Annotated in this window: 28 protein-coding genes; 25 read left to right on the forward strand and 3 right to left on the reverse strand. The window is 44.6% G+C overall.

The features are described 5' to 3' along the window. The first annotated feature begins 171 nt into the window (after nucleotides 1-171). From ribD to CEF13_RS11275, 17 genes are all read left to right on the forward strand, one after another. Nucleotides 172-1,275, forward strand: a complete 1,104-nt coding sequence (ribD, locus tag CEF13_RS11195; RefSeq protein WP_102710755.1) for a bifunctional diaminohydroxyphosphoribosylaminopyrimidine deaminase/5-amino-6-(5-phosphoribosylamino)uracil reductase RibD — start codon at nucleotides 172-174, stop codon at nucleotides 1,273-1,275. Between the two features lie 165 nt (nucleotides 1,276-1,440). Then, nucleotides 1,441-2,100, forward strand: a complete 660-nt coding sequence (gene ribE / locus CEF13_RS11200; protein ID WP_102710756.1) for a riboflavin synthase — start codon at nucleotides 1,441-1,443, stop codon at nucleotides 2,098-2,100. A 740-nt stretch (nucleotides 2,101-2,840) separates the two neighbouring features. Then, complete coding sequence (locus tag CEF13_RS11205) at nucleotides 2,841-4,076, forward strand: bifunctional 3,4-dihydroxy-2-butanone-4-phosphate synthase/GTP cyclohydrolase II (RefSeq protein ID WP_102710757.1); 1,236 nt, start codon at nucleotides 2,841-2,843, stop codon at nucleotides 4,074-4,076. Nucleotides 4,077-4,097: 21 nt separating this feature from the next. Beyond that, entirely contained in the window at nucleotides 4,098-4,568 is a 471-nt protein-coding gene (gene ribH, locus CEF13_RS11210; RefSeq protein WP_102710758.1) for a 6,7-dimethyl-8-ribityllumazine synthase, read from the forward strand. A gap of 34 nt (nucleotides 4,569-4,602) precedes the next feature. Next, nucleotides 4,603-5,382, forward strand: coding sequence for a segregation and condensation protein A (locus tag CEF13_RS11215; RefSeq protein ID WP_102710759.1), 780 nt, complete (start codon nucleotides 4,603-4,605; stop codon nucleotides 5,380-5,382). Next, nucleotides 5,351-5,953, forward strand: a complete 603-nt coding sequence (gene scpB / locus CEF13_RS11220; protein ID WP_102710760.1) for an SMC-Scp complex subunit ScpB — start codon at nucleotides 5,351-5,353, stop codon at nucleotides 5,951-5,953. The genes CEF13_RS11215 and scpB overlap by 32 nt, the downstream gene beginning before the upstream one ends. A gap of 61 nt (nucleotides 5,954-6,014) precedes the next feature. Continuing rightward, on the forward strand, nucleotides 6,015-6,710 hold the full coding sequence (locus CEF13_RS11225; RefSeq protein ID WP_102710761.1) for a DUF2953 domain-containing protein: 696 nt from the start codon (nucleotides 6,015-6,017) through the stop codon (nucleotides 6,708-6,710). After that, a complete protein-coding gene (ytfJ, locus tag CEF13_RS11230) occupies nucleotides 6,683-7,117 on the forward strand; it encodes a GerW family sporulation protein (RefSeq protein ID WP_102710762.1) in 435 nt (144 codons plus the stop codon). Before CEF13_RS11225 ends, ytfJ begins: the two co-directional genes overlap by 28 nt. 130 nt (nucleotides 7,118-7,247) lie before the next feature. Then, nucleotides 7,248-8,441 (forward strand): D-alanyl-D-alanine carboxypeptidase family protein, encoded by a 1,194-nt coding sequence (locus CEF13_RS11235; RefSeq protein WP_102710763.1) that lies wholly within the window; start codon nucleotides 7,248-7,250, stop codon nucleotides 8,439-8,441. A gap of 71 nt (nucleotides 8,442-8,512) precedes the next feature. Beyond that, nucleotides 8,513-9,172, forward strand: coding sequence for a nucleoside recognition domain-containing protein (locus CEF13_RS11240; RefSeq protein ID WP_102710764.1), 660 nt, complete (start codon nucleotides 8,513-8,515; stop codon nucleotides 9,170-9,172). Continuing rightward, nucleotides 9,165-9,701, forward strand: a complete 537-nt coding sequence (locus CEF13_RS11245; RefSeq protein WP_279588887.1) for a spore maturation protein — start codon at nucleotides 9,165-9,167, stop codon at nucleotides 9,699-9,701. Before CEF13_RS11240 ends, CEF13_RS11245 begins: the two co-directional genes overlap by 8 nt. Nucleotides 9,702-9,756: 55 nt before the next feature. After that, nucleotides 9,757-10,500 carry a pseudouridine synthase gene (locus CEF13_RS11250; protein WP_102716343.1) on the forward strand — a complete coding sequence of 248 codons (744 nt, stop codon included), beginning with the start codon at nucleotides 9,757-9,759 and terminating at the stop codon, nucleotides 10,498-10,500. A gap of 88 nt (nucleotides 10,501-10,588) precedes the next feature. After that, nucleotides 10,589-11,116: a redoxin domain-containing protein gene (locus CEF13_RS11255; protein WP_102710765.1), complete on the forward strand. Its 528-nt coding sequence runs from the start codon at nucleotides 10,589-10,591 to the stop codon at nucleotides 11,114-11,116. 17 nt (nucleotides 11,117-11,133) lie between these two features. Then, nucleotides 11,134-12,792 carry a cytochrome c biogenesis protein ResB gene (gene resB, locus CEF13_RS11260; RefSeq protein WP_102716344.1) on the forward strand — a complete coding sequence of 553 codons (1,659 nt, stop codon included), beginning with the start codon at nucleotides 11,134-11,136 and terminating at the stop codon, nucleotides 12,790-12,792. Continuing rightward, a complete protein-coding gene (gene ccsA, locus CEF13_RS11265; RefSeq protein WP_102710766.1) occupies nucleotides 12,789-14,048 on the forward strand; it encodes a cytochrome c biogenesis protein CcsA in 1,260 nt (419 codons plus the stop codon). Before resB ends, ccsA begins: the two co-directional genes overlap by 4 nt. Before the next feature lie 26 nt (nucleotides 14,049-14,074). Further along, a complete protein-coding gene (locus tag CEF13_RS11270) occupies nucleotides 14,075-14,791 on the forward strand; it encodes a response regulator transcription factor (RefSeq protein WP_102710767.1) in 717 nt (238 codons plus the stop codon). Further along, on the forward strand, nucleotides 14,792-16,255 hold the full coding sequence (locus CEF13_RS11275; RefSeq protein ID WP_102710768.1) for a HAMP domain-containing sensor histidine kinase: 1,464 nt from the start codon (nucleotides 14,792-14,794) through the stop codon (nucleotides 16,253-16,255). A 136-nt stretch (nucleotides 16,256-16,391) separates the two neighbouring features. On the opposite strand, the gene serA is transcribed toward CEF13_RS11275, so the two are convergent. Further along, on the reverse strand, nucleotides 16,392-17,981 hold the full coding sequence (gene serA, locus CEF13_RS11280; RefSeq protein ID WP_102710769.1) for a phosphoglycerate dehydrogenase: 1,590 nt from the start codon (nucleotides 17,979-17,981) through the stop codon (nucleotides 16,392-16,394). Between the two features lie 238 nt (nucleotides 17,982-18,219). Between serA and CEF13_RS11285 the strand changes: the two genes are divergently transcribed. Then, a complete protein-coding gene (locus CEF13_RS11285; protein WP_102710770.1) occupies nucleotides 18,220-18,546 on the forward strand; it encodes a rhodanese-like domain-containing protein in 327 nt (108 codons plus the stop codon). A 21-nt stretch (nucleotides 18,547-18,567) separates the two neighbouring features. Here CEF13_RS11285 and CEF13_RS11290 read toward each other — a convergent pair whose 3' ends face one another. After that, nucleotides 18,568-19,482, reverse strand: a complete 915-nt coding sequence (locus CEF13_RS11290) for a hypothetical protein (protein WP_102710771.1) — start codon at nucleotides 19,480-19,482, stop codon at nucleotides 18,568-18,570. A 103-nt stretch (nucleotides 19,483-19,585) separates the two neighbouring features. Here CEF13_RS11290 and CEF13_RS11295 point away from each other — a divergent pair, with 103 nt between their 5' ends. Continuing rightward, nucleotides 19,586-20,179 (forward strand): CPBP family intramembrane glutamic endopeptidase, encoded by a 594-nt coding sequence (locus tag CEF13_RS11295; RefSeq protein ID WP_102710772.1) that lies wholly within the window; start codon nucleotides 19,586-19,588, stop codon nucleotides 20,177-20,179. After that, complete coding sequence (locus CEF13_RS11300; RefSeq protein WP_102710773.1) at nucleotides 20,176-20,406, forward strand: hypothetical protein; 231 nt, start codon at nucleotides 20,176-20,178, stop codon at nucleotides 20,404-20,406. The genes CEF13_RS11295 and CEF13_RS11300 overlap by 4 nt, the downstream gene beginning before the upstream one ends. Here the strand turns inward: CEF13_RS11300 and CEF13_RS11305 are convergent. Continuing rightward, the gene (locus CEF13_RS11305) at nucleotides 20,396-21,229 is read right to left on the reverse strand and encodes a polysaccharide deacetylase family protein (RefSeq protein ID WP_102710774.1); all 834 of its coding nucleotides are present in this window, start codon (nucleotides 21,227-21,229) and stop codon (nucleotides 20,396-20,398) included. The genes CEF13_RS11300 and CEF13_RS11305 overlap by 11 nt on opposite strands. Before the next feature lie 170 nt (nucleotides 21,230-21,399). On the opposite strand from CEF13_RS11305, the gene CEF13_RS11310 reads away from it, so the two are divergent. The 5 genes from CEF13_RS11310 (at nucleotide 21,400) to ypeB (ending at nucleotide 25,163) form a co-directional block, all read left to right on the forward strand. Then, nucleotides 21,400-21,723 carry a hypothetical protein gene (locus CEF13_RS11310; RefSeq protein ID WP_102710775.1) on the forward strand — a complete coding sequence of 108 codons (324 nt, stop codon included), beginning with the start codon at nucleotides 21,400-21,402 and terminating at the stop codon, nucleotides 21,721-21,723. Between the two features lie 202 nt (nucleotides 21,724-21,925). Further along, on the forward strand, nucleotides 21,926-22,540 hold the full coding sequence (locus CEF13_RS11315; protein ID WP_102710776.1) for a genetic competence negative regulator: 615 nt from the start codon (nucleotides 21,926-21,928) through the stop codon (nucleotides 22,538-22,540). Between the two features lie 228 nt (nucleotides 22,541-22,768). Further along, on the forward strand, nucleotides 22,769-23,464 hold the full coding sequence (prsW, locus tag CEF13_RS11320; RefSeq protein ID WP_102710777.1) for a glutamic-type intramembrane protease PrsW: 696 nt from the start codon (nucleotides 22,769-22,771) through the stop codon (nucleotides 23,462-23,464). Between the two features lie 73 nt (nucleotides 23,465-23,537). Continuing rightward, complete coding sequence (locus CEF13_RS28765) at nucleotides 23,538-23,699, forward strand: hypothetical protein (RefSeq protein WP_166742831.1); 162 nt, start codon at nucleotides 23,538-23,540, stop codon at nucleotides 23,697-23,699. Between the two features lie 105 nt (nucleotides 23,700-23,804). Then, nucleotides 23,805-25,163 (forward strand): germination protein YpeB, encoded by a 1,359-nt coding sequence (ypeB, locus tag CEF13_RS11325; RefSeq protein ID WP_102710778.1) that lies wholly within the window; start codon nucleotides 23,805-23,807, stop codon nucleotides 25,161-25,163. Nucleotides 25,164-25,188: the final 25 nt, after the last annotated feature.

Raw genomic sequence — 25,188 nt, forward strand, 5'->3', positions numbered from 1 at the left:
TGCGTAATAGGCTTGTTTCTTTAGCGTATTTTACAAACCGTCACTGCAGTATTTAGGCAGTGTAAGCGATCGGCTCCTAAAGCCGACAACGTTGATCGGTTTTGTCGTAGTTCTCGAACAATTCTTTCATCACCCCTTTCGGTAAGCATGCCGATAGGGGTGTTTTTGTTTGTGGACATTTTAAATGATGAGTATTATATGGGCCTTGCTTTAGAAATGGCATCCAAAGCATCTGGGCAAACAGGCATCAATCCTGTCGTTGGTTGTGTAGTTGTGAAGGATGGACGCATTATTGGTATAGGGACGCATCTGAAGCGGGGAACTGGCCATGCAGAGGTTCATGCTCTGCAAATGGCTGGTGAGGAAGCGGAAGGCGCTACCGTATACGTAACGCTGGAGCCATGCAGTCACTTCGGCAAAACGCCTCCATGCAGTGAGCGAATCATTGCAGCGAAAGCGTCAAGAGTGGTAGTTGCCAGCACGGATCCGAATCCGCAGGTTTCAGGGAGCGGTATTGCAAGGCTGCGTGAAGAGGGAATCGATGTAACGGTCGGTGTTCTTGAACAGCGTTCGCAGCAAATGAATGAAAAATTCAATAAGTATATAACGACCAAGCTTCCGTTCGTCACTTTAAAAACAGCGAGTACGCTGGACGGAAAGATTGCATCTCGAACCGGCGATAGCCGATGGGTCACCGGTACTGAGGCTCGTGAGCAGGTACACACGCTGCGGCATCAGCATGAGGCGATTATGGTCGGTATCGGAACGGTGTTGGCGGATGATCCATTATTGAATACACGAGCCGATGTTCCGGCTATCGATCCAGTTCGAATTATTGTTGATTCATCGCTTCAATTGCCTTTAAGTGCCAGAGTAGTAACCGACCGATCCATTAGGACGATCGTATTGACATCGGGCCGAGCAGCGACTGATAAACGTCTAGCTTTAGAAGCTGCAGGGGTGGAGGTCGTCGCGTGCGGCACTGGCGAGAAGGTAGACTTAATAGAAGCGATGCAGAAGCTCGGAGAGCTTGAAATCAGCTCCATTCTGCTCGAAGGCGGCGGTCAATTAAACGGTGCGATGCTGGAGGCAGGTCTTATCGATAAAATCATACTTTACTACGCAGCGAAAATTATCGGCGGAAACGAAGCACCCGGTACATTCACCTTTGCGGGGATCGAGAAGATGGCAGACGCCATCCAGCTCGACCGCGTGAACGTAGAAATGGCAGGCGAGGATATTTGCGTATCCGGCTACCCCGTCTACAATAATTAAAGCTGCTGCGGGTTTGAGTGTACAGCAAACCTAAGCTTATGCTTACGAAGTGGGTTTGCATTCGCAAACCCTAGGCTTATGCTTACGAAGTGGGTTTGTTTCACAAACCCTAAGCTAATGCTTACGAAGTGGGTTTGCATTCGCAAACCCTTTAGGAGGAAGCTCATGTTTACCGGATTAGTTGAAGAAGTGGGAAAGATGAAAGGGATAACGAAGCAAGGTGAGGCAATGCACATCATCGTAGGGGCAACCCATGTAACAGAGGGTGTTATGCTTGGCGACAGTATATCCGTTAATGGCGTGTGTTTAACGGTTACGTCATTTGACCGAGCCTCGTTTGCGGCTGATATCATGCCGGAAACGTATCGTAAATCCAGCCTCCACGAGCTGCGTCCCGGTGATCAAGTGAATTTGGAACGTGCGATGCAGGCGGGGGCGCGATTTGGCGGGCATATCGTGCAGGGGCATGTAGACGGTACTGGACAAATAGTAACTCGAGAAACAGATGCCAACTCCGTTGTCTATACAATTCAAATCAATGATTCAGATTTGTTGCGCTATGTGATTCCGAAGGGCTCTATCACCATAGACGGCATCAGTTTAACCGTAATCGACACATCAGCAAATACATTATCTGTCTCCATAATCCCGCATACGCTTAGCCAAACTGCTTTGCAGTATAAGCATGCAGGCGATAATGTAAATATTGAATGTGATGTCATTGGCAAATATGTCGATCACCTGCTGCATTACAAGCAGCCGGAATCAGCAGCTCCAAAATCCAAGCTAACCACTGCATTCCTAATGGAAAATGGATTTCTTTAAAATATCGTCCAATCAATTAATCCATTTGTAAAAGAAACAAGAGACTAACTAACTTTTAATATCAAATACTGAAACTAATTATGATAATCACAATTGATTATTAGAAACAGTATCATTATTTGAAACTAAAACCTGATAAACAAACCAAATGAGTCACCAAACACCCAATTAACGTCATTAGCTGAAACTAAAGCATAAATAAATCAGTTAAACACACCATTAATTGCAAATAATGAAACTAACCAATCTAGTTCTAAAAGTTAGCGTGTCCGACAGGACGAAAGCGAGCCATAAGCAAATGTAGATAAAGAGTGCATTGTTTGGTCAAGGTTAGTCCAACAAACCAATCTAGTTCTAAAAGTTAGCGTGTCCGACAGGACGAAAGCGAGCCATAAGCAAACGTAGATAAAGAGTGCATTGTATGGTCAAGGTTAGTTCAGTTGCAGGAGTCCAGAGGACGCAGTCCTTGGGGCCCTCCCTTGGAAGGGAGGGTTTGGGTGGGTTCGAAAGCCTTTAAGGATTGGTAATGGGTCCTTTGAAGGTCCGTTAGAAGCCTTTAAGGATTGGTAATGGGTCCTTTGAAGGTCCGGTAGAAGCCTTTCAAGGTTTGGTTAGGCCTTTCAAGGTTTGGTTAAGCCTTTCAAAGGTTGGTTAACCCTTGCTAGGGCCAGGGTAGGAGCCTTAGTATGGTTGGTTGCTTTATGTGTAAGGTTGGTTGTTACAAAGGAGGGAATTCCCATATGAGCCATACAGAAGACTATACATTTGATTCAATCGAAGAGGCGTTAAATGACCTAAAGCAAGGTAAGCCGGTTATCGTAGTAGATGATGAGGATCGCGAGAATGAGGGAGATCTGATCGCGCTGGCGGACAAAACAACGCCGGAAATTATTAATTTCATGATATCGGAGGCGCGGGGACTGGTGTGCGTTCCAATCACACAGGAGAGAGCAGAGGAGCTTGAATTGCCTCCCATGGTCGCACGCAATACCGATTATCATGGTACAGCTTTTACGGTGTCCGTCGATTACGTAGAGACTACAACAGGAATCTCGGCCTTCGAACGCTCGCAAACGGTTAAAGCGCTAATTAATCCGACAACCAAAGCAGCTGATTTCCGCAGACCAGGCCATATATTTCCTCTGATTGCCAAATCCGGAGGCGTGCTTCGTCGCGCTGGACATACAGAGGCGGCAATCGATCTAGCGATCATGTGCGGCTCGGAGCCGGCTGGTGCCATTTGTGAAATTATTAATGAAGATGGCACGATGGCTCGTTTGCCTGATTTAATAGCTTTTAAAGAGAAGCATAATTTGAAGCTTATTACGATCCAGAAGCTGATTGAATACCGCAATGATAAGGAAAAGCTAGTTGAACGAGCGGTAGAGGCGAAGCTTCCGACGGATTACGGTACTTTTCGGGCAATTGCATATACAAATGTGATCGATAATAAAGAGCATGTTGCGCTCGTAAAGGGCGAGATTGATCCGGATAGTAATATACTTGTTCGCGTCCACTCGGAATGTCTAACAGGCGACGTATTCCATTCGCATCGCTGCGACTGCGGACCACAGCTGGAAGCAGCTTTGAAGCAGATTGACGAAGCAGGCAGCGGTGTGCTGCTCTATATGCGCCAAGAGGGCAGAGGCATTGGTTTGATTAATAAATTAAAAGCTTATGTGCTTCAAGAAGAGGGCCTTGATACAGTCGATGCAAATTTAAAGCTTGGCTTTCCGGCTGATTTGCGCGATTATGGTATAGGCGCACAAATATTGAAAGACCTTGGCGTTCGCAAAATGCGTTTGCTGACAAACAATCCCCGCAAAATTAAAGGGCTTGAAGGCTACGGATTAGAGGTTGTTGAGCGGGTTCCCATTCAGATGGAAGCGAAGGTAGATAACAACAGCTATTTACGCACAAAAAAATCCAAGCTCGGACATTTATTGCGCTTTGAAGATACAGACTATACAATTTAAGAAATGAAAGGATGATTATAAATGGCACGTGTTTACGAGGGACATTTAGTATCGGAAGGTTTAAAATATGGAGTAGTAGTAGGACGGTTTAACGAGTTTATTTCAAGCAAGCTTCTAGGCGGAGCGCTTGATGCTTTCAAACGTCATGGCGCACAAGACGAGGATGTGGAAGTGGCTTGGGTACCAGGCGCTTTTGAAATTCCTTTGATCGCGCAAAAAATGGCAGAAAGCGGCAAGTATGATGCTGTTATTACGCTAGGCGCTGTTATTCGAGGATCAACGCCGCACTTTGATTATGTGTGCAACGAGGCAGCTAAGGGTGTATCTGCAATCGCATTAAAAACAGGCATTCCAACCATATTTGGTGTATTGACTGTCGACTCTATTGAGCAAGCCATTGAACGTGCGGGCACTAAAGCAGGAAACAAAGGCTATGAAGCTGCTACCAGCGCAATTGAAATGGCGAATTTAACGAAACAATTGCAAGGTTAAGCAGGAAAGCTCATCTAGGCGGGAGGAAAAAGGCGTGTCTGTGCTTTACAAGCTGGATTCTTTTGAGGGGCCTCTTGATCTATTGCTGCATTTGATCGACAAAGCCGAAATTGATATCCATGAAATATCGATCAGCGAGATTACAATTCAATATATGGAATACTTGCATGCTATGAAAGAGCTGGAGCTTGAGGTTACTAGCGAGTTCCTAGTCATGGCGGCTACCTTGTTGGCGATAAAGAGCAAGCAGTTGCTTCCGAAGCCTCCCGTATTTGAGGAAGATTACGATGATTGGGTAGAAGACGAGTTAGATCCGAGGGATGAGCTCATACAGAAGCTCATGGAATACCGCAAATTCAAACAAATTGCTGAACAGCTGCGCGAGAAGGAATTCGAGCGCAGCCTCATTTATTCTCGCGAGCCTGAGGATATGACTCCTTTCATGAAGGAAGAGAAGGTAAATCCAGTTGAGGGATTGCATTTAGCAGATTTAATTTCGGCTTTCCAAAAGGCGCTTCGGCGTGCCTCAAGAAGAAATATTGTGGCCACCGTTCAGCGTGATGAAATTTCGGTGAAGGACCGCATTCGCGATATTGTGGAAGTGCTGAAACAATTTGAAACAGTTCGATTCTCACGGTTAATTCGTGAGAATATGGATAGGCACGAGGTTGTCGTTACTTTTCTGGCGATTCTGGAGCTTATGAAGATGAAGCATATTCGCTGCTTCCAGAATCATTTGTTTGAAGACATCGTCATTCATTGGAAAGGGGATTCTTCGGAAAGTGGATTATCAGAAATTGAAGACGATTATTGAGGGATTGCTATTCATGGCAGGTGACGAGGGCCTTACCAAGCGTCAGCTTGCCGATATTTTAGAATTGGATGCCGACCTTGCATCCGATTTAGTTTATGATTTGCAGCGTGATTTGGAACGGGAAGGCCGTGGCGTTCAAATTTCAGAGGTAGCAGCTTCTTATAGACTTACCACCCATCCGGAGCATGCGCCTTATTTTGAGCGAATGGCTTACACGCCGACACGCTCTCAGCTCTCTCAGGCAGCGCTAGAAACATTGTCCATTGTCGCTTATCGCCAACCGATTACAAGAATAATAATCGAAGAGATTCGTGGAGTGAAGAGCGATAGAGCGATTCAGTCGCTTGTATCGAAGGACCTGATCGAAGAGGTAGGACGTGCTGATGCGATCGGTAGGCCTATCTTATACGGAACGACGAAATCATTTTTAGATTATTTTGGTTTGCCATCTATAAAAGAACTGCCTGAGCCGGGTAACGTCGACTTGGAAGATGCGCTTGAAGAACAAACGCAGCTGCTATTCGAGCGGCTTGAGAATCAGCAAATGACAATTGATGAAATTAAGGAATGAGATTTGACCGCCGGGTCATACTATATTCAACCCATATTAGGGAAACGGAGGAAGCATTGTGATGCTTGGTCACCCTTACGGTTGGATAACGGCGGCAGGTCTCTTTTTTTTGGTCATTTTTGCAATTGCGCTTATCCTTAGCTCTCATGTTGTCATCATTGGGAATTTTCGGCGAGAAGAACAAAATGATGATGCCCAAATTAGTATTAAGGCTTTATATGGGATGATAAAATACCACTATAAAGTGCCAGCCATCCACTTCACCGGTTCGACTTTGCAGCTAAAGGAGCAGATTTCTTCGATTAGTGCCGGAATGGATTCTTCTGAGCAAAATGACAATGAGATTGATGCGGATAAGGTTGCTAAAGGAATCGACAAAATGAAGCAGGTACTGCAGCTGACAAAAAATTTAATGGGTTGGGTTAGGCAAACGTTGACTAAGGTGAGCATTATTGAGTGGAAATGGTCTACCTCGGTTGGCACTGGCGATGCGATGTGGACAGCGATGGCAACTGGTCTGGTATGGTCTGTGCAAACATCGGTTCTAGGCGTTTTATCTCAAATGGTCAAGCTAAAGGCAGAACCCCAAATGAGTGTGGAACCCATTTATCAGCAGCCTGCTTTTACTACAGAGTGGACATGCATAGCTCAAATCCGCTTCGGTTATGCTATTCTTGCCGGACTTCAACTATTAGTTCGCAGGAAGAAAGGGAAAGGAGGCGTCAAGGCATGGCAGAACATCCTATTCAAGGCTTAATGCAAACCGCGATGGAAAACATTAAGGAAATGGTCGATGTAAACACTATTGTGGGTGATCCCGTACAAACCCCTGACGGCAGTATTATTATGCCAATCTCAAAGGTGGGATTTGGATTTGTAGCCGGCGGCAGTGATATTCGCTTAGATGAATCTGAGAAAAACAAAGGTTCGCAGTCTGATGCGCATCATGCAACCGTATCACTGCCCTTTGGGGGCGGAAGCGGCGGCGGGGTTTCCATAACGCCAATCGCATTTCTAGTCGTTGGTACGCAAGGAGTGAAAATTGTGCCGCTTGATAATCAGACTCATCTCATCGAGCGTGTCATTGATTCTGCACCGTATGTATTTGATAAGATTCAGTCACTGATAAAGCAGCCATCCGTCAGCCATGATGAACTCTTGTGACATAACTGCCCGCAAGGGCAGTTTTTCATTTTTTGTTAGACGTTTTCGTCTAGAGCATGGTGTACAGGCATATACTTAATTACGCATGCAGAAGCAAGTACAACTAACATGGCGAGAGGGGCATGTAATGATGGTTTTCCTAAAGCTGCAGCGAATTATTGCGCTTAGCTTACTGCTAGCCTTCATAATGGGGACAAGCTCCATTTCAGTTGCGAGCGCATCCCCGGGTCCAATGAAAACGAATGCCAAAGCTTCCGCTCTTATTGATGTGGAGTCAGGGAGAGTATTGTTTAGCCATAATGGCAATACTTCAATGCGAATAGCGAGTTTGACAAAGATAATGACGGCCATTGTTGCAATTGAGCATGGGAAGCTGAAGGATATGGTAAAGGTAAGCAAGCGTGCTGTGGGTAAAGAAGGCTCTTCTATTTATCTTCAGCTTAATGAGGAAATGAGCCTATCCCATATGCTGTATGGTTTGATGCTTAGATCAGGAAATGATGCAGCGACTGCTATAGCTGAGCATGTTGGCGGTTCAGAGGAGGGCTTTGTTCACCTCATGAACGAAAAAGCTGCTTTTCTTGGCTTGAACAATACCCAATTCAAAAATCCTCATGGGCTGGATGAGGATGGCCATTATTCCTCTGCGAATGATTTGGCTAAATTAACCGCTTATGCGTTAAAAAATAAAGTTTTCGCTGAAATTGTAAGCACCCGCGTGAAGAAAGTACCCAATCCGCATGATAAATGGGATTACAGCTATACCAACAAAAACAAAATGCTTAGCATGTATGAGGGTGCTGATGGCGTGAAGACCGGTTATACCAAAAAATCACTGCGCTGCTTGGTCAGCTCTGCTACAAGGGAGGGACAACAGCTAGCGGCAGTAACGATAAATGACAGTGATGACTGGGCAGATCATCGTAAAATGCTGGATTGGGGCTTTGAGCATTATCCGCTGCAGCAGCTTGCTGTAAAAGGCCAAGAGGTTGCTGGGTATCCATATGCGGTTGGTCAAGCTTTTAAATTCCCTTTAACTAAGGAGGAAGCTCTGCAGGTTGAATCAAAATTAGTAACATTTGAGGAGAATACAATTCGCTTCTCTCTTGGAGAACGGGGGAAAGTGGACTGGTATTTAAAGAATGAGAAAATCGGGTCAGTTCCTATATATGAGTTATCGAGCAGCAGGCTTAAGCTATCGTCAACATCGCCCAAAACATTGCAATCTCTGGCTGACTTTAAAAAGGCTTCGAAATATAAAGGCCAGTCGTCAGCTCGAGCTACTTTTGTTAAAGCAATAGAAGCATTATTTAATCATAAATGACGGATGCCAGCGCGGGAGACGCTGCGTCTTTCAAAGTGCAAGGAACGTAAAAGTTGGGGGAGGCGGCTTCTATGGTAAATTGGATTTGGTTGTTTTTTATCGTAATGAGTGTAATTGTTGCTGCGATAACAGGTAAAATGGATGCGGTGACGCAAGCTGCTTTTGAAGGGGCGAAATCTGGCGTCACCGTCAGCTTTGGATTAATCAGCATTATGGTGTTCTGGCTTGGCATGATGCGAATTGCCGAGGATGCGGGGTTATTGTCCAAGCTGGCGCGCATGCTGGGTCCCATTGTTAGAATGCTATTTCCTGATGTGCCGCGCAATCATCCGGCTATCGGCTATATCATGAGCAATTTGAGCGCTAATCTCTTCGGTCTAGGCAATGCGGCTACTCCTATGGGGATCAAAGCGATGCAGGAGCTGCAGAAGCTTAATCCAGATGAAACGACTGCAACGCCTGCAATGTGTACGCTGCTTGCTCTGAATACATCAAGCATTACGATTATTCCAACTACACTAATCGCCATAAGAATGAACTATGGATCAGCAAATCCGTCGGAAATTATCGGAACAACGCTGGCAGCTACATTTATCGCTACCTCGGCTGCAATACTTGCCGACAGGTGGTATAGACGCAAATCCCCTCCTCCTCCGATACATCCATCTCAGTCCAAACAATCGAAAATAAAGACCTCTCCTGCGCATACAGGAGGTGAGCCGATTGTATAACTTATTTACCACTTTATCAGCCTGGATGATTCCTGCTATCATTGTATTTATACCGCTTTATGCCGCTCTTAGACGCAGAGTGCCTGTGTATGAAACGTTCGTGGAAGGTGCAAAAGACGGTTTCGGTACGGCTATTAATATCATTCCGCATTTAGTAGGCATGATGGTAGCAATTAGCATGTTTCGATCTTCTGGTGCATTGGAATTATTGCTATCTGCGGTTCGGCCTCTATTTGATTGGTTACACATTCCGAGCGAGGTTTTGCCGCTAGGCATTCTCCGCCCATTAACCGGTGCAGGATCGTTAGCTTTTACGACAGATCTCATTCAAACCTTTGGGCCGGATTCGATGATCGGAAGAATTGCTTCTACCATTCAAGGCAGCACGGATACGACGCTGTATGTGCTTACTGTTTATTTCGGGGCAATCGGCATACGGAAAACGCGTTACGCATTAAAAGTAGGTTTATTTTCTGATTTAGTCGGTTTTTTGGCAGCAATTTTCATTTGCTTGTACATATTCAGATAGAGAAGCTTGTACTTTGTTCTCCATATCGTTTATGATGGAGGTTGAGGTGAAAGCATTGGAACGTTTACAGAAAATATTAGCCGCAGCGGGTGTAGCATCCCGTCGCAAATGCGAAGAAATGATTTTGGCAGGAATGATTGAGGTCAATGGTGAGAAAGTAACGACGCTTGGAGTCAAGGCTGATCCTGCAGTCGATACGATTTCGGTTAATGGGAAGCCGATTCGGAGTGAGAAGAAGCTCTATCTCATGCTCAACAAGTCCAAAGGAGTCATAACAAGCGCGAAGGACCCGCAAGGACGCAAGATTGTTTCCGATTTCTTGCCAGGCATTAAAGAGCGAGTATATCCTGTCGGTCGATTGGATTATGATACGGAAGGGCTTCTTATTCTGACAAATGACGGCGAGTTTGCCAATTTGTTAACACATCCAAGCCATCATGTTCCGAAAACCTATCGTGCAACAGTCAAAGGAGTTCCGCACGGAACCGATTTGGAGAAGCTGGAGAAGGGGATCAAGCTGGAGGATGGCATGACTGCTCCTGCATCAGTCGAATATCATGATGTGGATACTGAGGGCAATGAAGCGACGATTACAATTACGATATTCGAGGGCCGCAACCGTCAGGTACGCCGTATGTTCGAAGCAATTGGACATAAAGTGATTAGACTGAAGCGAATTCGGTTCGGGGAACTCGGACTCGAAAACCTTGGCAGAGGGAAATATCGTCATCTCACTCCGGTTGAAGTGAAAGAATTGCTTGACATTGCGAACAAGACACATAAAGTTCATAAAAAGTAATCGACGGCGGCAGTTATTGCCGTCGACTTTTCGTTATAATGGTAGTATTCGTAGCTGTGTAGACATAGAGCTGGTGGTGATTTCAATTATGGGAAAGTCGCGTAAGACGGTGCAAATCGGAATATTAATCGCCGTCTTGATTATAGGTGGGTATGCAATCGGATCTACCTTATTTGGCGCGGGCAATACCCTTCTTAAGGAAGGCAGCAAACCGCCGGATTTCAAGCTTGCGGATTTAGAAGGCAATCAGCAGCAATTGTCGGATTATGCAGGGAAAGCGGTAGTGGTAAATTTCTGGGGTACTTTCTGTCCGCCATGCGTAAAGGAAATGCCTGAATTTGAGCGTCAGTATTTGAAATGGAAAGACCAAGGGCTCATCGTCCTAGCGATCAATTTAAGCGAGGATACGTTAACGGTGAACAATTTTGTTCGCCGCTTTGATTTGCATTATCCAATTCTACGCGATATGAATCGCAAGACTGAGCGCAGTTATGGACTGAAATCGTATCCAACAACCTTCTTCATCAAACCGGACGGTTCAATTATGGAGATTATGGTAGGCGGTATGACTGAAGTGGAAATTGATGAGCGAATTGAACGACTGCTTAAGCTGTAGGAGGTTTTACGGTGTCAGTGCTAGAAAACACAAAATGCGAGTGCGGCCATCAGAATGCGGTCGGAACAGTATTATGCGAGAGCTGCGGCAAGCCTCTCGAGAATAATGATAGCCCAGATTTGCCTTTAGAAATGCGTTATGACGGAGTCGCCCGCCGTTCACAGAAGAGTAATCCAAATATTATTGATCGTATATGGAATTTTTTCTCGTCTGTGAAGATTGCGATTTATTTGATTGTGTTGACATTTCTAACTGCCATGCTGGGCACTATTTTTCCGCAAGAGAATACGTTCATTAACAGCTTTGATCCTTCGTTTTATTATGAGGATGCCTATGGATTGCCGGGCAAGATCTATTATTTGCTTGGATTATCGCATACTTATGAGTCCTGGTGGTTTATTGGATTGCTTGTCATGATTGGAACTTCCTTGGTTATTTGTAGTCTTGACCGAATATTGCCTCTATACCGCGCACTCAATAAGCAGCAAATCCGTAAGCATTTGCAGTTTATACATCGTCAAAAAACGGTTTACAAGCAAACCATTGAAGGCGATTCGGAGCAATGGGTTGAGAAGTTTGGCGCACAGCTGAAAAGAAAAGGCTACCGTATTCATACAGAAGGAACAGCGCTCTTGGCGGAGAAAAATCGATTTAGCCGTTGGGGCCCTTATATTAATCATATTGGTCTCATTCTGTTTCTACTCGCGATATTGGCGCGCAGTATTCCTGACTGGCAAATGGACAGCTACATAACGATATCGGACGGGGATACAGTTCAAATACCGGAAACGAATTATTTTGTGAAAAACGAAAAGTTTACGGTTGAATTTTATAAAGATGAGGAATTGCCTGAGAAGCTGAAGGGTAAAGCGAGAGCCAAGCTGTTTGAGACCAAAGCGGTGCTATACGAATGTACAAGCAACTGTAATGATCCAAAGGAAAAGCCGGTTCTAGCCGAAGTGAAGCGCCACAACATTGTTGTGAACGACCCGCTTAAATACAAAGGGCTAAAGCTGTACCAATTTGATTTCGATTTGACACCTCGTTTAAACGCCGTTCATCCTGTACTTGTGAATAAAGTAACTGGCGAAACGTATGGTCCGATGGACCTGCCTATGAAGGACTCTGCTCTGCAGCATAAGCTTGGGCCTTATACGCTTGATTTGTATGCCAATTATATGGAGTTTGCAATAGGCGACGACGGTGAACCGACAACCTTGTCACGGGATCCTGTTGCACCTGCATTTATTTTTACGGTTAGAGGGCCGGGTCTTGCTCCTGAAGGAGAGCCGTACATCTATTTCCCAATGCAGAAGGATAAAGTGAGATTCTCGCAGGATACTTTAAATCAAGCGATATCTGACAAAATCGAAATTAAAGTCGATGGGATGGAAAATGTCGATTTTTCAGAAGCGTCCACTTATTTAAATGTACGAATGGACAAGGCACTTCCTTATGTATGGATTGGAGCAACCTTTTCTATGATTGGCCTTCTAATGGGTTCCTATTGGCAGCATCGTAGAATTTGGCTTCGTGTGGATGACGGGCAGCTTTCCTTAGGAGCACATACAAATAAAAACTGGTACGGTATGCGCTCTGATGTTGCATGGGCGCTTCAAAAAATAGGAATAACCGTAGATTCGAAGTCGCTTGATAACGGAGGGAACAACGCGTGAGTTTAGTTGATTTTAGCAGTGATGCGTTTATAACCGCATTTTTTCTTTATTGTTTTGCATTTCTTTTTTATGTGCTTGCCATTGCAGGCAAGAAATGGAGCAACCGTGACCCGCTAAAGCATGAGAAGCGCTGGGGTAGAATTGCTTTCATTACATCAAGTCTTGGATTAGCCGCACATCTTACATTTTTCTTCACTCGCTGGGCGGGCAGCGGTCAAATTCCAACAAGTAATATGTATGAATTTATGACTTTTCTAGGGATGGCCATTATGATTGCCTTTACAATTGTATACGCTATTTACAGAAAAGCGCTGCTTGGTATGTTCGCCTTGCCTTTAACGATTATCATTGTTGCTTATGCATCCGTTTTTCCTCAGGATGTGCAGCCGCTTATTCCAGCGCTTAGCTCGGTATGGCTGAAGGTGCATGTTACGACGGCAGCGCTTGGTGAAGCATTCTTTGCAGTCGGCTTTGCCGCTGGATTGATGTATCTGCTTCGGGTCATTGATTTCAAAGGGAAAACAAAAGAAGAAAAAAGAGCCGAATTTTGGGTAGAGTTTTCCTTGTATTCCATTGTACTTCTTGTTGGATTCATCATTGCCGTATTCGCTTTCCGCGGTATGGGCTATGAAACGGAGTTTATTCAAGAAAAATCGACGATTGACGCTAAAGGGATAGAGTCAACCGTATCGGAAACGGTTATTTATTACATGCCGTCTATTGTTAAGCCGTATAATAGTGATATCGTCAAATATGAGTCATTCCTTGGAATGGATAAGCCGTTGTTTGAAGCACCTAGTTGGATGACTGGCGTGAACTCAGGCCGTAAGCTGAACACAGTCATTTGGTCCATCATTTCCGGCTCAATCTTGTATGGTTTATTGCGTCTCGTGTTCCGTAAACCGCTTGGTGCTGTTATTCATCCGATGATGGAGGGTATTGACCCTGAAGACTTGGATGAAATTAGCAATCGCGCGATAGCTATTGGTTATCCAATCTTTACGCTTGGTGCACTCATATTTGCGATGATTTGGGCGAATATCGCATGGGGACGTTTCTGGGGTTGGGATCCGAAGGAAGTATGGGCTCTTATTACATGGTTGTACTATAGCGCCTATCTGCATTTCCGCTTATCGCGCGGCTGGCAAGGACGCCGCTCCGCATGGCTTGCAGTAATAGGGTTTGTCATTGTATTGTTCACCCTAGTTGGGGTTAACCTGGTAATTGCTGGATTGCACTCGTATTCCGGAACATAATCCAAAATGAAGAGGAGTAATGCCGAATGTCTGATTATTCAAGTCGTATTCTAGTGGTAGATGATGAAGAAAGAATTCGTCGACTTCTCAAAATGTATTTAGAGAAGGAAGGCTACACGATTGATGAGGCCGAAGATGGCGAAACGGCGCTGCGGTTAGCGTCAAGTACAGATTACGCCCTTATATTGCTTGATGTGATGCTCCCGGGCATCGATGGTATTGAGGTGTGCTCTCGTCTGCGTCAGGTCAAGGCAACACCTGTCATTATGCTCACGGCAAAAGGCGAAGAAATGAATCGCGTGCAAGGGTTTGAGGTTGGAGCAGATGATTATGTTGTAAAGCCATTTAGTCCGCGTGAAGTTATTTATCGCGTCAAAGCCATTTTGCGACGTTCTTCAGCAACTGCGTTTCTGACGAAAGAAATTAATTCAAGCAATAATATCGTTTTTCCGAATTTGGTCATTGAGCATGATGCGCACCGAGTATCGGCAGGAGGACAAGAGGTAAGTCTCACTCCGAAGGAATATGAGCTGCTTCATTACTTGGCCGTATCGCCGGATAAAGTGTTCTCTCGTGAGGAATTGCTCAAAGATGTGTGGAATTATGAGTTTTTCGGCGATTTACGCACAGTGGACACGCATGTGAAGCGGCTTCGCGAGAAGCTCAACAAAGTATCCCCTGATGCTGCTGCAATGATTACAACCGTATGGGGCGTCGGCTATAAGCTTGAGGTGCCTAAGTAAATGAACTTGTGGCACCGTACGTTCGGAAAGCTGCTCCGCAGTGTAGTGGTGAAGCTGTGGGGCGGCATTATGCTGCTTGTTGCCGTTGTTTTGCTTATCGTCGGAGGATTCTTGATCCAATATGTCGATATTATTTCGTTCGACGATGCCTATAAAGTAAAGTTTCTGTTCATTCTTACTGCCGTCATTGGATTTCTGTTATCCACCTTCTTTGCTTTTTTCTTATCTACGAAGATTCAGCAACCGCTGCTTCAGCTAAAGAAGGCTGCTGATTCTGTGTCGCAAGGAGATTACAGCACACGGGTAAACATTCGCTCCTCCGATGAGATAGGCGAATTAGCGAATACCTTCAATCATATGACGGAGCAGCTCGATAAGCTGATTCATGATATTAATCATGAGAAGAATCACTTATCCAGTATTTTGCGAAGCATGGGTGATTCGGTTATCACTTTTGATGCTGAGGGGAAGGTTATTCTAACAAATCCAAGCGGGCATCTGCTTATTAATCAATGGTCGGGAATCGAGTTCGCCTGGCAAGAGGATTTATTCGATAATGGAGCTTCCAACTCAGAGGTACCTATTCCGCTACGAGAATTGTTTCATAAAGTAATGGAAGAGGGCTGTGATGGCACCGATAAAATAAATGTGCTGAGCAGTGTGTGGTCAGTCGTTATGGCCCCGCTTCAATCGAAAGGCGTTGTTCGCGGTGCTGTTGCTGTTATGCGTAATGTGACCGAGGAGCACAAGCTTGAGAAGCTGAGAAGAGACTTCGTAGCAAATATATCTCATGAGATCCGAACACCGCTTTCCATGCTCCAGGGCTATAGCGAGGCGCTTCTTGATGACATCGTCGTCTCGCCGGAAGATCGGAAAGATCTTGTTCAAGTGATTCACGATGAATCTCTTCGAATGGGAAGGCTGGTCAATGATTTTCTGGATATCGCTCGAATGGAAGCTGGACATACCGACATGAATTTTCAAGAAATCGATCTTAGACATGTTGTGAAACGTGTACACCGTAAATTTCAAGTATTTGCTAAGGAACGGGAAGTCAGGCTGTTCGCTGAACTGCCTGACCAGCCGCTGCTGGTTAAGGAAGCGGATGAGGATCGGCTGGAACAAGTGCTGACGAATTTAATGGATAATGCGCTTCGTCATACGCCCTCTGGTAAAGCGGTAACCATATCAGGCAAACTAGTGATTGAGAATGATGTTGAATATGTTCAGCTTATGGTGAAGGATGAGGGACAAGGCATACCAACAGAAGATGTTCCTTATATATTTGAACGGTTCTATAAAGCGGATAAATCACGCAAACGGGGTTCCTCAAGCGGCACTGGCCTTGGGCTTGCGATTGTTCGAAATTTAATCGAGCTTCATCACGGCAGAATTGTAGTTGAGAGCTCGGCCGGCACAGGCACAGCATTTACGCTGGTACTCCCTGTCGAAGCTCATCAGTAGTTGTCAAAGCGCTCCCTATGGAGCGCTTTTTTTGTAGAAAACAGCAGATTATTATTGTTGTTCGTGAAACATAAAGAGCCAGCCGGATTACCGGCTGGCTCTTTATTATTTTAAGAGATGTTTAGTTACTTTAGCACTAAACAATAATTTCTTGCGCTGTGTTGATTTCAGGCAAGCTAGCAAGCTGTTCTAACACATCTTTTGGTGTGCGTTTATCTACTCTAAGTACCATGATTGCTGATCCGCCTTCAAGCTGACGACCAACTTGCATCGTAGCGATGTTCACATCGTTGCTGCCAAGCAGCGTGCCGACACGACCGATAATTCCGGGCTTGTCGTTATGTGAAATAAGAATCAGATTGCCTTCCGGCGTTACATCAACAGGGAACTTATCGATATTAACAATTCGAGGGCCATAGCCAGTCAACAGTGTTCCAGAAACGATGCGCTCCTCTTTCTTCGTGCGAAGTGCAACCGTTACAAGATTTGTGAAATCCTTCGATGCATGCGATTTCTGGATCACGATGTTCACATCACGAACTTTCGCAAGGTGGAGGGAGTTAACCACGTTAACTTGCTCAATGCCAAGATGATGTGCAAGTACACCGCGTACAATATGACGGGTGAGAGGCTGTGTATCCACTTCTGCAAGCTCGCCAGCGTAGCCGACAACAATTTCAGTCACAGCACCGTCTGTAGATTGTGCTATGAAGCTGCCAAGCTTCTCGCCAAGCGTGAAATACGGCTGTAGAATGCTTTGCAGGTTAGCTGGAATCGGAGGCATATTAACAGCGTTGCTGAACGGCTCATTACGCAAAATATGAATTACTTGCTCGGATACGTCAATCGCTACGTTTTCTTGTGCTTCGACAGTGGAAGCGCCAAGGTGAGGTGTTACGATAATTTTCGGATGAGTCAGGAATGGATGATCCTCAGCTGGAGGCTCGACTTCAAAGACGTCAAAAGCAGCTCCGGCTACAATGCCTTGGTCGATCGCATCAACTAGTGCGATTTCGTCAATAATGCCGCCGCGTGCGCAGTTAATAATGCGCATGCCTGGTTTCATGACTCCAAATTGCGCTTTGCCAATCATATGGCGAGTTTCTGGAGTAAGTGGTGTATGAACGGTCATGAAGTCTGCATTGCGGACAATATCATCTACGCTCGCAAGCTTAACACCGATTTTCTCTGCTCTTTCCTCAGTCATAAACGGATCATAACCCATGATTTCCATGCCGAAAGCTTTCGCGCGTTTCGCTACTTCGCTTCCGATACGGCCCATGCCAAGAACGCCAAGCGTTTTGTTGCGGAGCTCAACGCCAAGGAAAGATTTGCGATCCCATGTGCCATTAACGGTTTTCATATACGCTTGCGGAATATGACGGGCAACAGCCATCATCATAGCAAATGTATGCTCACATGTCGTAATTGTGTTGCCGTCAGGCGCATTGATTACAATAATACCGCGCTGTGTTGCAGCATCCAAATCGATGTTGTCTACGCCTACGCCAGCACGTCCAACAACCTTCAGCTGTTTGCCAGCCTCCATAATTTTTGCTGTTACACGCGTTTGGCTGCGTACGAGCAATGCATCGTATTCACCAATAATGGCAACCAATTCGTCTTCGCTTAGTCCAGGCTTTTTGTCGACTGCGATATCTGCTGCATCAACAAGCTGCTGGATGCCTAGATCGCTGATTGGATCTGAAACTAACACTTTAAACATGAGAATTATGCCTCCTAAAGTGGGTCGAAGCTTATAGCTCCGATTAATATGTACAGAAAAACCCTCGACCCGGCACCGTTGTGCAGCAGCGGGTCGAGAGTTTGATCTTAAAACATTGACCTTTCTATTTTATAGCAAGGGAGTGGACAAATGCAATGCTCAAACTTGATCAAATTTGAAAATTTAGTTATGATTCAAGCATCATAAGCAACAAAAAGCGACATGGAGGTTTTTTGAAATGATGAAATGGCAGGATGTGACTCCCCAAGCGATGCTTGAATTGCTAGAGGGAGAACAATTTAAATCAATCCAGCTCATAGATGTGAGAGAACAATTTGAGTGGGACTTCTATCATATAGCAGCAGCTGATCATATCCCGATGAATACGATACCGGCTCGACTAAGTGAGCTGGATGACACGAGGCCTTTATATATCGTTTGCGCCCATGGCGTCCGCAGCGTAGCAGTATGCGACTATTTAGAAGAACAAGGCTATAGCAACCTCCACAACGTTTCCGGCGGGATGGCTGCCATAGCCTTATTGAAAGGATTCCAGTACGATTAAAAGTAGTAGACTAGACGTCATTCAGCCTGCATCATTGGAGAAAAACGGGAGCTGAGGCAATAACGCTTGCTTATACAACCGGGACTTGCTTTCCATGAAATCGCCAGTTCGAATGGCTTTCGTATTGATAAGCAGATCGACAACGTCAGACATCGTTCGCAGCTTCATGCTGGCTGCTTGTCCAGATGCAACAAATTCATCGACTCTACTAGTTAGATCCTGCGGATAATAAGCAGTAAGGTTATTATGAGCGACAAGCTGGTCGGCCATTAATTTATTTTTCACAGTAAGGGGCAGCTGTTTCCATTGTGCAAGTTCTAATTGGGCAGGTGCCTTATATTCCGATGGCACTGCTAAATCAACAGTGGCAGCCCATTTCAGCATTGCGGAATAATAGTCCTGCTGGGCAGTCAAAGCAAATGAAGTGGCTGAGAGATACGTTTTTTCTTGTTCAATATGCAGCTTCAGGTCATTGGATGTAAGCGTCTTAGCGCTTGCTGCTGCTTTATCGGCTGCTTCCTTAAATAGCTTCAGGCTTCTAATGTAGTTTAGCTGCGCTTGTCCAAGCAAAGGAGATTTCTGCAAATCATTTGAGCTTGCTTCCTTGGCTTTCGATTCGGCAAGATGTGACAAATCCTTGAAACTTGAGGTTGCTTCCGTTGCTTTTCCTTGCGATAATTTGTTCATAGCTGCAAACCATTCGTTTTGAAATTCACGATAAGGTAAAAATACAGTATGATAGAAAGATACTAAGTCTTGCTGCTGATAGGGACTAGCTGCTGTAGATGAATGAGTGCTATCATCGACCTTATACTTTGCTTCAGTCTTCTCAGTGCCAAGCTGAAGCCCATAGAAGAATGCACCTACCATGCATATGAGCATGAATACAAATCCTACACTAAATAACATTGCTGTTGTTGTTAAACGCTTTTCCATTGTTATCTCCTTCTATGTAAAAAAATATGTTGTCGAATTGTCTACCAGTATAGGGGAAACGGTAAAAAAAGAAAATACGAATGTTGCAGACAGGCGGGAAGCTATGAAGAAGTTTGATATTCGAAAAATTCGCGTTCGCAAGGTGTCCGTTGACGAGCTTGACGACCGCATGCTCCTTATTAATTTATATGCAACACAAGCTTTTACTCTTATTATCGGTTTGATATGGGTTTTATTTCAGCGCCAAAATGTAATTTCATTATTTACTCCTCCAAAGGAACTTGAATTTCTATGGTGGGGCATTGGACTAGCAGCTGCTGTTATAATTGTTGATTTGCTGATCTCTCGCTTTGTACCGGAAGAAGCAAGTGACGACGGCGGTGTAAATGAACGTATTTTCCGAACTCGCCCCATTTGGCATATAGCAGTAATTTCATTGGTCGTCGCCATTTGCGAGGAGCTGCTCTTTAGGGGAGCATTGCAGCATGCTATGGGTCCATATTGGACAAGCATCGTTTTTGCGACCATTCATGTCCGTTATTTGAAACACTGGATACCAACAGGCTTAGTTTTTTCGATCAGCTATGGACTAGGCTGGATTTATATCCAATCCGGTTCCATATTAGCACCAATTATTGCTCATTTCTTAATTGATTTAATAATGGGATTAATCATTCGCTTTAGGAGGGAGCCATGAGCAGGAAAGAAAAGTTTGGAAGCTCGTCAGCAGCTAGACAACAAGAAAGGACGGCAGAACCGTCCAGCATCGGAACGGGTTCCAATGAAGGGGGACTGCCGCCTCGCAGCAAGAAGTTTCCTTCAAGTGCTCATAAGGTAACAAAATGGTATTATAATCTTCTATTCTTTATGTTTGTTTTTTTGGTAGTCGGTTTGTTCTGGTATGGCTGGAAATTCAGTGAGTAATCTCAATGGTTGCTGGATCGATAAACCCATAGTTTTTGTCTTCGAGCTTAGTTAATAATTCGTCAAGGGCATCAGCTGTCCATTGCAGTTCATGCATAAGGATGTTGGCGCCGGGATGAAGCTGCTCCATTACATTGCGAATCACTTCATCTGGCTTGCCTTTTGCGGATTTATCCCAATCAAGCGAACCGTTAGACCACGTCATGTAAAGCATGCCGTGGTTTTTTGCAATGGTTTTGACGGAATCGCCACCCGAACCGTATGGCGGACGGAAAAATAAAGGTTTCTCGCCAATGAGCGTTTGGATTTCTGTTTGCAAATCACCAATCTGCTTTTCGATAACATCGTCTTTTTCGTTCTTTAAATTAATATGGTCCCAGGAGTGATTGCCAATCGTTTGACCACGCTCATGGATTAGTTCCAGAAGCTTTGGATTCTGCTTAACCCGATAACCATTAACGAAAAAGATAGCCTTTGCGTGATGCTTGTCGAGGGTATCAAGAATGCTCCTGATTACGGTTTCGTCCTTTGGACCATCATCAAAGGTGAGTAATACAACCTTGTCGGTTGTTCCATCAGTTATTGGTTCAAAGCGATATACATTGTTCATGCGATAAAGGGGAGCAGCTTCTTGCGGCTGTTCGATAACAGGCGCTGCCTCTTCGGATGCTTCTGGTGTTGTCACGGGCTGAACTAATGCAGCTTCTGCTGCCGGACGGTTTGAAGCGCTATGGTCAAGGTTAACGCCTTGGCTGGAAGAACTGCAGGCGGTCAACTGCGCTCCAAGAAAAAGTAAAACGAATCCATAGGCTATACGATTCATAATGGTGTGCCTCCGTTGTTGTGAATGTGGTCGTCTTAAATCGACATCATTGTATCATATTTGCCCAAATATGGGGCCTGAATGATTTCCTTATTTTATATGGAATGACTGTACATGAACCCGGTCAAACTAATTCATGAACACGAATAGGAAAGAGGTGTCGAAGGGTCATGAGATTAAGGGGATTATTAATTGGTGGAATAATTGGCGCCGCAGCAACTGTGTATTTGTCTCGCAGGAAGCCGGGCCTTGTCACATGGGCAGCAAACGCTGCTTCTGAGGTTGGCTCATCCGTTGCGAAAAAATCAATGTCCAAAATAATGAGTAAAAGCTTTACATCAAAGGCAACAGCTCTAGCCCCAAAGCACTCAGACGGTACCGCCGAAAAATCCGAAGCTGCATGGGGTCAAATTGAGTCCATCGTGAACAGCGACCCTGAATTGAAGAAAGAAGCAGATAAGATAAAAGCGGAATCGTCTGCATTCGCTCATTAATAGCGGCAATGTATTTTGGAATCGCAGTAACGTTTGGCAGTGATGCGAAGCGCTTCCGCGATTCTTTTTTTCATTCAATGCTAGTGCATTCGATCAAAAGACATGATAAAGTAGTTACATAGCACGATTTGATCATTTCGATCACATCTTACTAAAAATTTCATACGCTGTTACAACAGATGCTGCAGAGGAGGATCCTGTCATGAAAATCGAACGGCTGAGTCAGGACAAGATACGGATTTTCCTGACGTTCGACGACCTGCTGGAACGAGGGATCCAGAAGGACGACATGTGGCGCGAAATCCCAAAAGTACACGAACTATTCAGTGAAATGATGGATCAAGCATATAGTGAACTTGGATTCGATGCCAGCGGCCCCCTAGCGGTCGAAGTATTTGCCCTCCCTGCCCAAGGAATGGTAGTAATTGTCACCCGTGGTAAGATGAATGCTCATGAAGGCGATCGTGTTGCAGAAGACGAAGACACGGATGACGAAATATATGAAATGGAAGTTACACTTGAACAAAGCGATGTAGTCATGTACGCCTTCCGCGAGTTTGAGGATGTCATTTCAGTATGTAAGCAATTACAAGCTTCCTCATTAACCGAGGATGGACGTTTATTTTTCTACAACGGCAAGTATATACTGGCGTTAGAGCCCGCATTGATTGATGTATCTAGGCATAATGCTGTTATTGCTTTGCTTGCAGAATATGGAGAAGCGACGTCAGTTACTTATGCAGTTCTGGAAGAATACGGTAAAGTAATCATGCCTGAATTTGCAATACGGGAAGTATGTAATCATTTTCAATTTTAGTTTGAAATCATGAGAAAGCACCATGCAGGCATATCCACTCTGCATGGTGCTTTTCTTGTTTGTATTTGGATCGGATTAGGTATATCGGATGTGGTCTTAGCGATGTATAATGTATATATACGAAATAGACCGCACCCGTTAGGCTGATAAGCGGTTTACCGCTAATAGGGCTGGCATTCGCTGGCGGCTGCTGATGATCGCAGCCGGGTGTAAGAAAGTTGGGACTACATGCTGTTGTTTTCTATATTGACTGCGGCTATTGCGCCAGGCATAGCGCTGCTTACTTATTTGTATCTGAGAGATCGCTACGACGCGGAGCCCATATATATGGTAGCTAGAATGTTTGTGCTTGGAATACTTGTTGTTGTGCCGATAATGGTTATACAGCGCGGATTAGAGATTTCATTAGGCGATCATTCGGTGTTGTTCGCATATGTCGAATCCGCTGGAGTAGAAGAGTTTCTAAAGTGGTTTATTTTATATCATGTTATATATAATCATACAGAATTTGACGAGCCGTACGACGGCATTGTATATGCATCGTCCATTTCTCTAGGCTTTGCAACGCTTGAGAATGTGCTGTACGCCATTTATTCACCTGCTACATTCGGCACGATGCTGATGCGCGCCTTACTGCCTGTTTCTGGACATGCGTTGTTTGGCATTATGATGGGCTATTATTTAGGCAAAGCGAAATTCGCGCCAAAGAAACAAAGCTTTTATTTCCTTGCCATATCCTTAGCGCTTCCAGTGCTCTTGCATGGAACTTATGATTGGATCATGATTACGGTTCGTACCAATTGGATGTGGTTTATTATCCCATTCATGATTGTACTGTGGATATGGGGTTTAAGAAAGATGAATCATGCCAATTCTCGCTCTCCTTTTCGTTTCCTTGTACGTGAGGATGAGATTAAACTTTAGAGGAATCGTCCATACTTATTTCATATAGATATGCCTGCAAAGATGGCATTCGAATAATGATTTGGAGGGACCTATGGAGGCTTTAAGAGTAAAGGTAACGATACGCTGCAACGTCTGCGGAGAAAAGTTTGTACTGCGCGGCAGCAGAGACAAAGGATCTATTGAAACTGGCTTTAAGCAGTGTATTTGCAGTAATTCGAATGATCTTGAAATTGAAGAACACAGCGTTTTATGAACGAAATGATACAACGCTATTACAATTGAATAGAATGATGTATAAAGCTCCCTTAAGCAAACCAAACTAAAACCAGGTTTTGCACAAGAAAGGAGCTTTTGTATTATGTACCGTCGACTCAGCTCAATCCTATTTCCATTTATGACCTTGCTTTTTATCGGAGCAGTATATTGGGGCTATCAGGAGCAGCAAGAGAAAAACTCAATACTGATTAAAGCGGAGAATCAATACCAGCGGGCTTTCCATAATTTAACGTATAATGTGGAGCAGCTGCATCAGCAATTAGGAACTACGCTTGCGGTTAACTCGAAATCGCAAGGCTATCATCGCAAAGGGCTGGTCAATGTATGGCGCTTAACTAGCCAAGCGCAAAATGAAATAAGTCAGCTTCCTGTATCGCTGATCCCAATTAGCAAGGCCGATGATTTCTTATCGCGTATTGCAAATTTCTCTTACAAAACATCAGTGCGCGATTTAACGAAGCACCCCCTCACGACGGATGAATTTAAAACACTGCAGACTCTGTACACCAATTCGGAGGATATCTCCAAACAGCTGACAAGTATGCAGAAGGATGTTCTTAACAATCGACTGCGTTGGATGGATGTTGAAACTACATTAGCATCAACACAAGAGAATAGCGGCAATTCGATTATCGATGGTTTTAAATCTGTAGATGATAAGGTCGGTAAGTATCCAGAAATTAATTGGGGGCCTTCTGTTTCCAGCATGTATCAGAAGCGGAGCTTCAAAACTCTTGGCGGAAATATGGTTACTGCTGAGGAAATTAAGCAGAAAGCAGCCACTTTTACGGATGCACGTCCTGAAGATATTAAAGTGGTCGAAAACGCCCAAGGTACGGAGTATGCATCTTTTACAGCAACTGTTTACGAGTCAAATAAAGACAATAAGCTGCAAATGGATTTCACCCAGAAAGGCGGGCAGCTAATTCTGTTTATGAATTCGCGTGATATTGGTGCGAAGAAGGTAGATATGAATAAAGCGAAAGCAGCGGCCGACTCCTTTTTGAATAAGCATGGATTCGAGGGTATGAAAGCGATCAGCTACGATCCGCATGATAAAACAGGAGCATTCACGTATGTCAGCGAGCAAGATGGCGTACTGATCTATCCAGACAAGCTGTCGGTCAAGGTAGCGCTGGACAGAGGCGATGTCGTTGGTCTACAGGCAAACGAATATGTATACGAGCATCATACAAGAAAGCTTCCAAGCCCTACGCTTACCAGAGTCGAGGCCGCTAAGGCATTGAATCCAGAAATGAAAGTAACTAGCGAACAGCTAGCATTAATCAAGAATGACCTTGGAGAAGAAGTGCTATGTTACGAGTTCTCTGGAAAAATAAATGGATCTCTGTATCGCATCTACATCAATGCTGAGACAGGCATAGAAGAATCGATCGAAGAAATGTCACCATACGACAAAAAGGCAGCTTCTGACAAATAACGCTGTGGCTCCCCTCAAATCGACG

This window comes from Paenibacillus castaneae (genome assembly GCF_002884445.1).
GTDB classification, from domain to species: domain Bacteria; phylum Bacillota; class Bacilli; order Paenibacillales; family Paenibacillaceae; genus Pristimantibacillus; species Pristimantibacillus castaneae.

Coding starts and splice junctions, on each gene's coding strand:
- ribE (WP_102710756.1), top strand. CDS start 1,441: ATGTTTACCGGATTAGTTGAAGAAGTGGGAAAGATGAAAGGGATAACG.
- CEF13_RS11205 (WP_102710757.1), top strand. CDS start 2,841: ATGAGCCATACAGAAGACTATACATTTGATTCAATCGAAGAGGCGTTA.
- ribH (WP_102710758.1), top strand. CDS start 4,098: ATGGCACGTGTTTACGAGGGACATTTAGTATCGGAAGGTTTAAAATAT.
- CEF13_RS11225 (WP_102710761.1), top strand. CDS start 6,015: ATGCTTGGTCACCCTTACGGTTGGATAACGGCGGCAGGTCTCTTTTTT.
- ytfJ (WP_102710762.1), top strand. CDS start 6,683: ATGGCAGAACATCCTATTCAAGGCTTAATGCAAACCGCGATGGAAAAC.
- CEF13_RS11235 (WP_102710763.1), top strand. CDS start 7,248: ATGGTTTTCCTAAAGCTGCAGCGAATTATTGCGCTTAGCTTACTGCTA.
- CEF13_RS11240 (WP_102710764.1), top strand. CDS start 8,513: ATGGTAAATTGGATTTGGTTGTTTTTTATCGTAATGAGTGTAATTGTT.
- CEF13_RS11255 (WP_102710765.1), top strand. CDS start 10,589: ATGGGAAAGTCGCGTAAGACGGTGCAAATCGGAATATTAATCGCCGTC.
- CEF13_RS11270 (WP_102710767.1), top strand. CDS start 14,075: ATGTCTGATTATTCAAGTCGTATTCTAGTGGTAGATGATGAAGAAAGA.
- CEF13_RS11275 (WP_102710768.1), top strand. CDS start 14,792: ATGAACTTGTGGCACCGTACGTTCGGAAAGCTGCTCCGCAGTGTAGTG.
- serA (WP_102710769.1), bottom strand. CDS start 17,981: ATGTTTAAAGTGTTAGTTTCAGATCCAATCAGCGATCTAGGCATCCAG.
- CEF13_RS11285 (WP_102710770.1), top strand. CDS start 18,220: ATGATGAAATGGCAGGATGTGACTCCCCAAGCGATGCTTGAATTGCTA.
- CEF13_RS11290 (WP_102710771.1), bottom strand. CDS start 19,482: ATGGAAAAGCGTTTAACAACAACAGCAATGTTATTTAGTGTAGGATTT.
- CEF13_RS11295 (WP_102710772.1), top strand. CDS start 19,586: ATGAAGAAGTTTGATATTCGAAAAATTCGCGTTCGCAAGGTGTCCGTT.
- CEF13_RS11300 (WP_102710773.1), top strand. CDS start 20,176: ATGAGCAGGAAAGAAAAGTTTGGAAGCTCGTCAGCAGCTAGACAACAA.
- CEF13_RS11305 (WP_102710774.1), bottom strand. CDS start 21,229: ATGAATCGTATAGCCTATGGATTCGTTTTACTTTTTCTTGGAGCGCAG.
- CEF13_RS11310 (WP_102710775.1), top strand. CDS start 21,400: ATGAGATTAAGGGGATTATTAATTGGTGGAATAATTGGCGCCGCAGCA.
- CEF13_RS11315 (WP_102710776.1), top strand. CDS start 21,926: ATGAAAATCGAACGGCTGAGTCAGGACAAGATACGGATTTTCCTGACG.
- prsW (WP_102710777.1), top strand. CDS start 22,769: ATGCTGTTGTTTTCTATATTGACTGCGGCTATTGCGCCAGGCATAGCG.
- CEF13_RS28765 (WP_166742831.1), top strand. CDS start 23,538: ATGGAGGCTTTAAGAGTAAAGGTAACGATACGCTGCAACGTCTGCGGA.
- ypeB (WP_102710778.1), top strand. CDS start 23,805: ATGTACCGTCGACTCAGCTCAATCCTATTTCCATTTATGACCTTGCTT.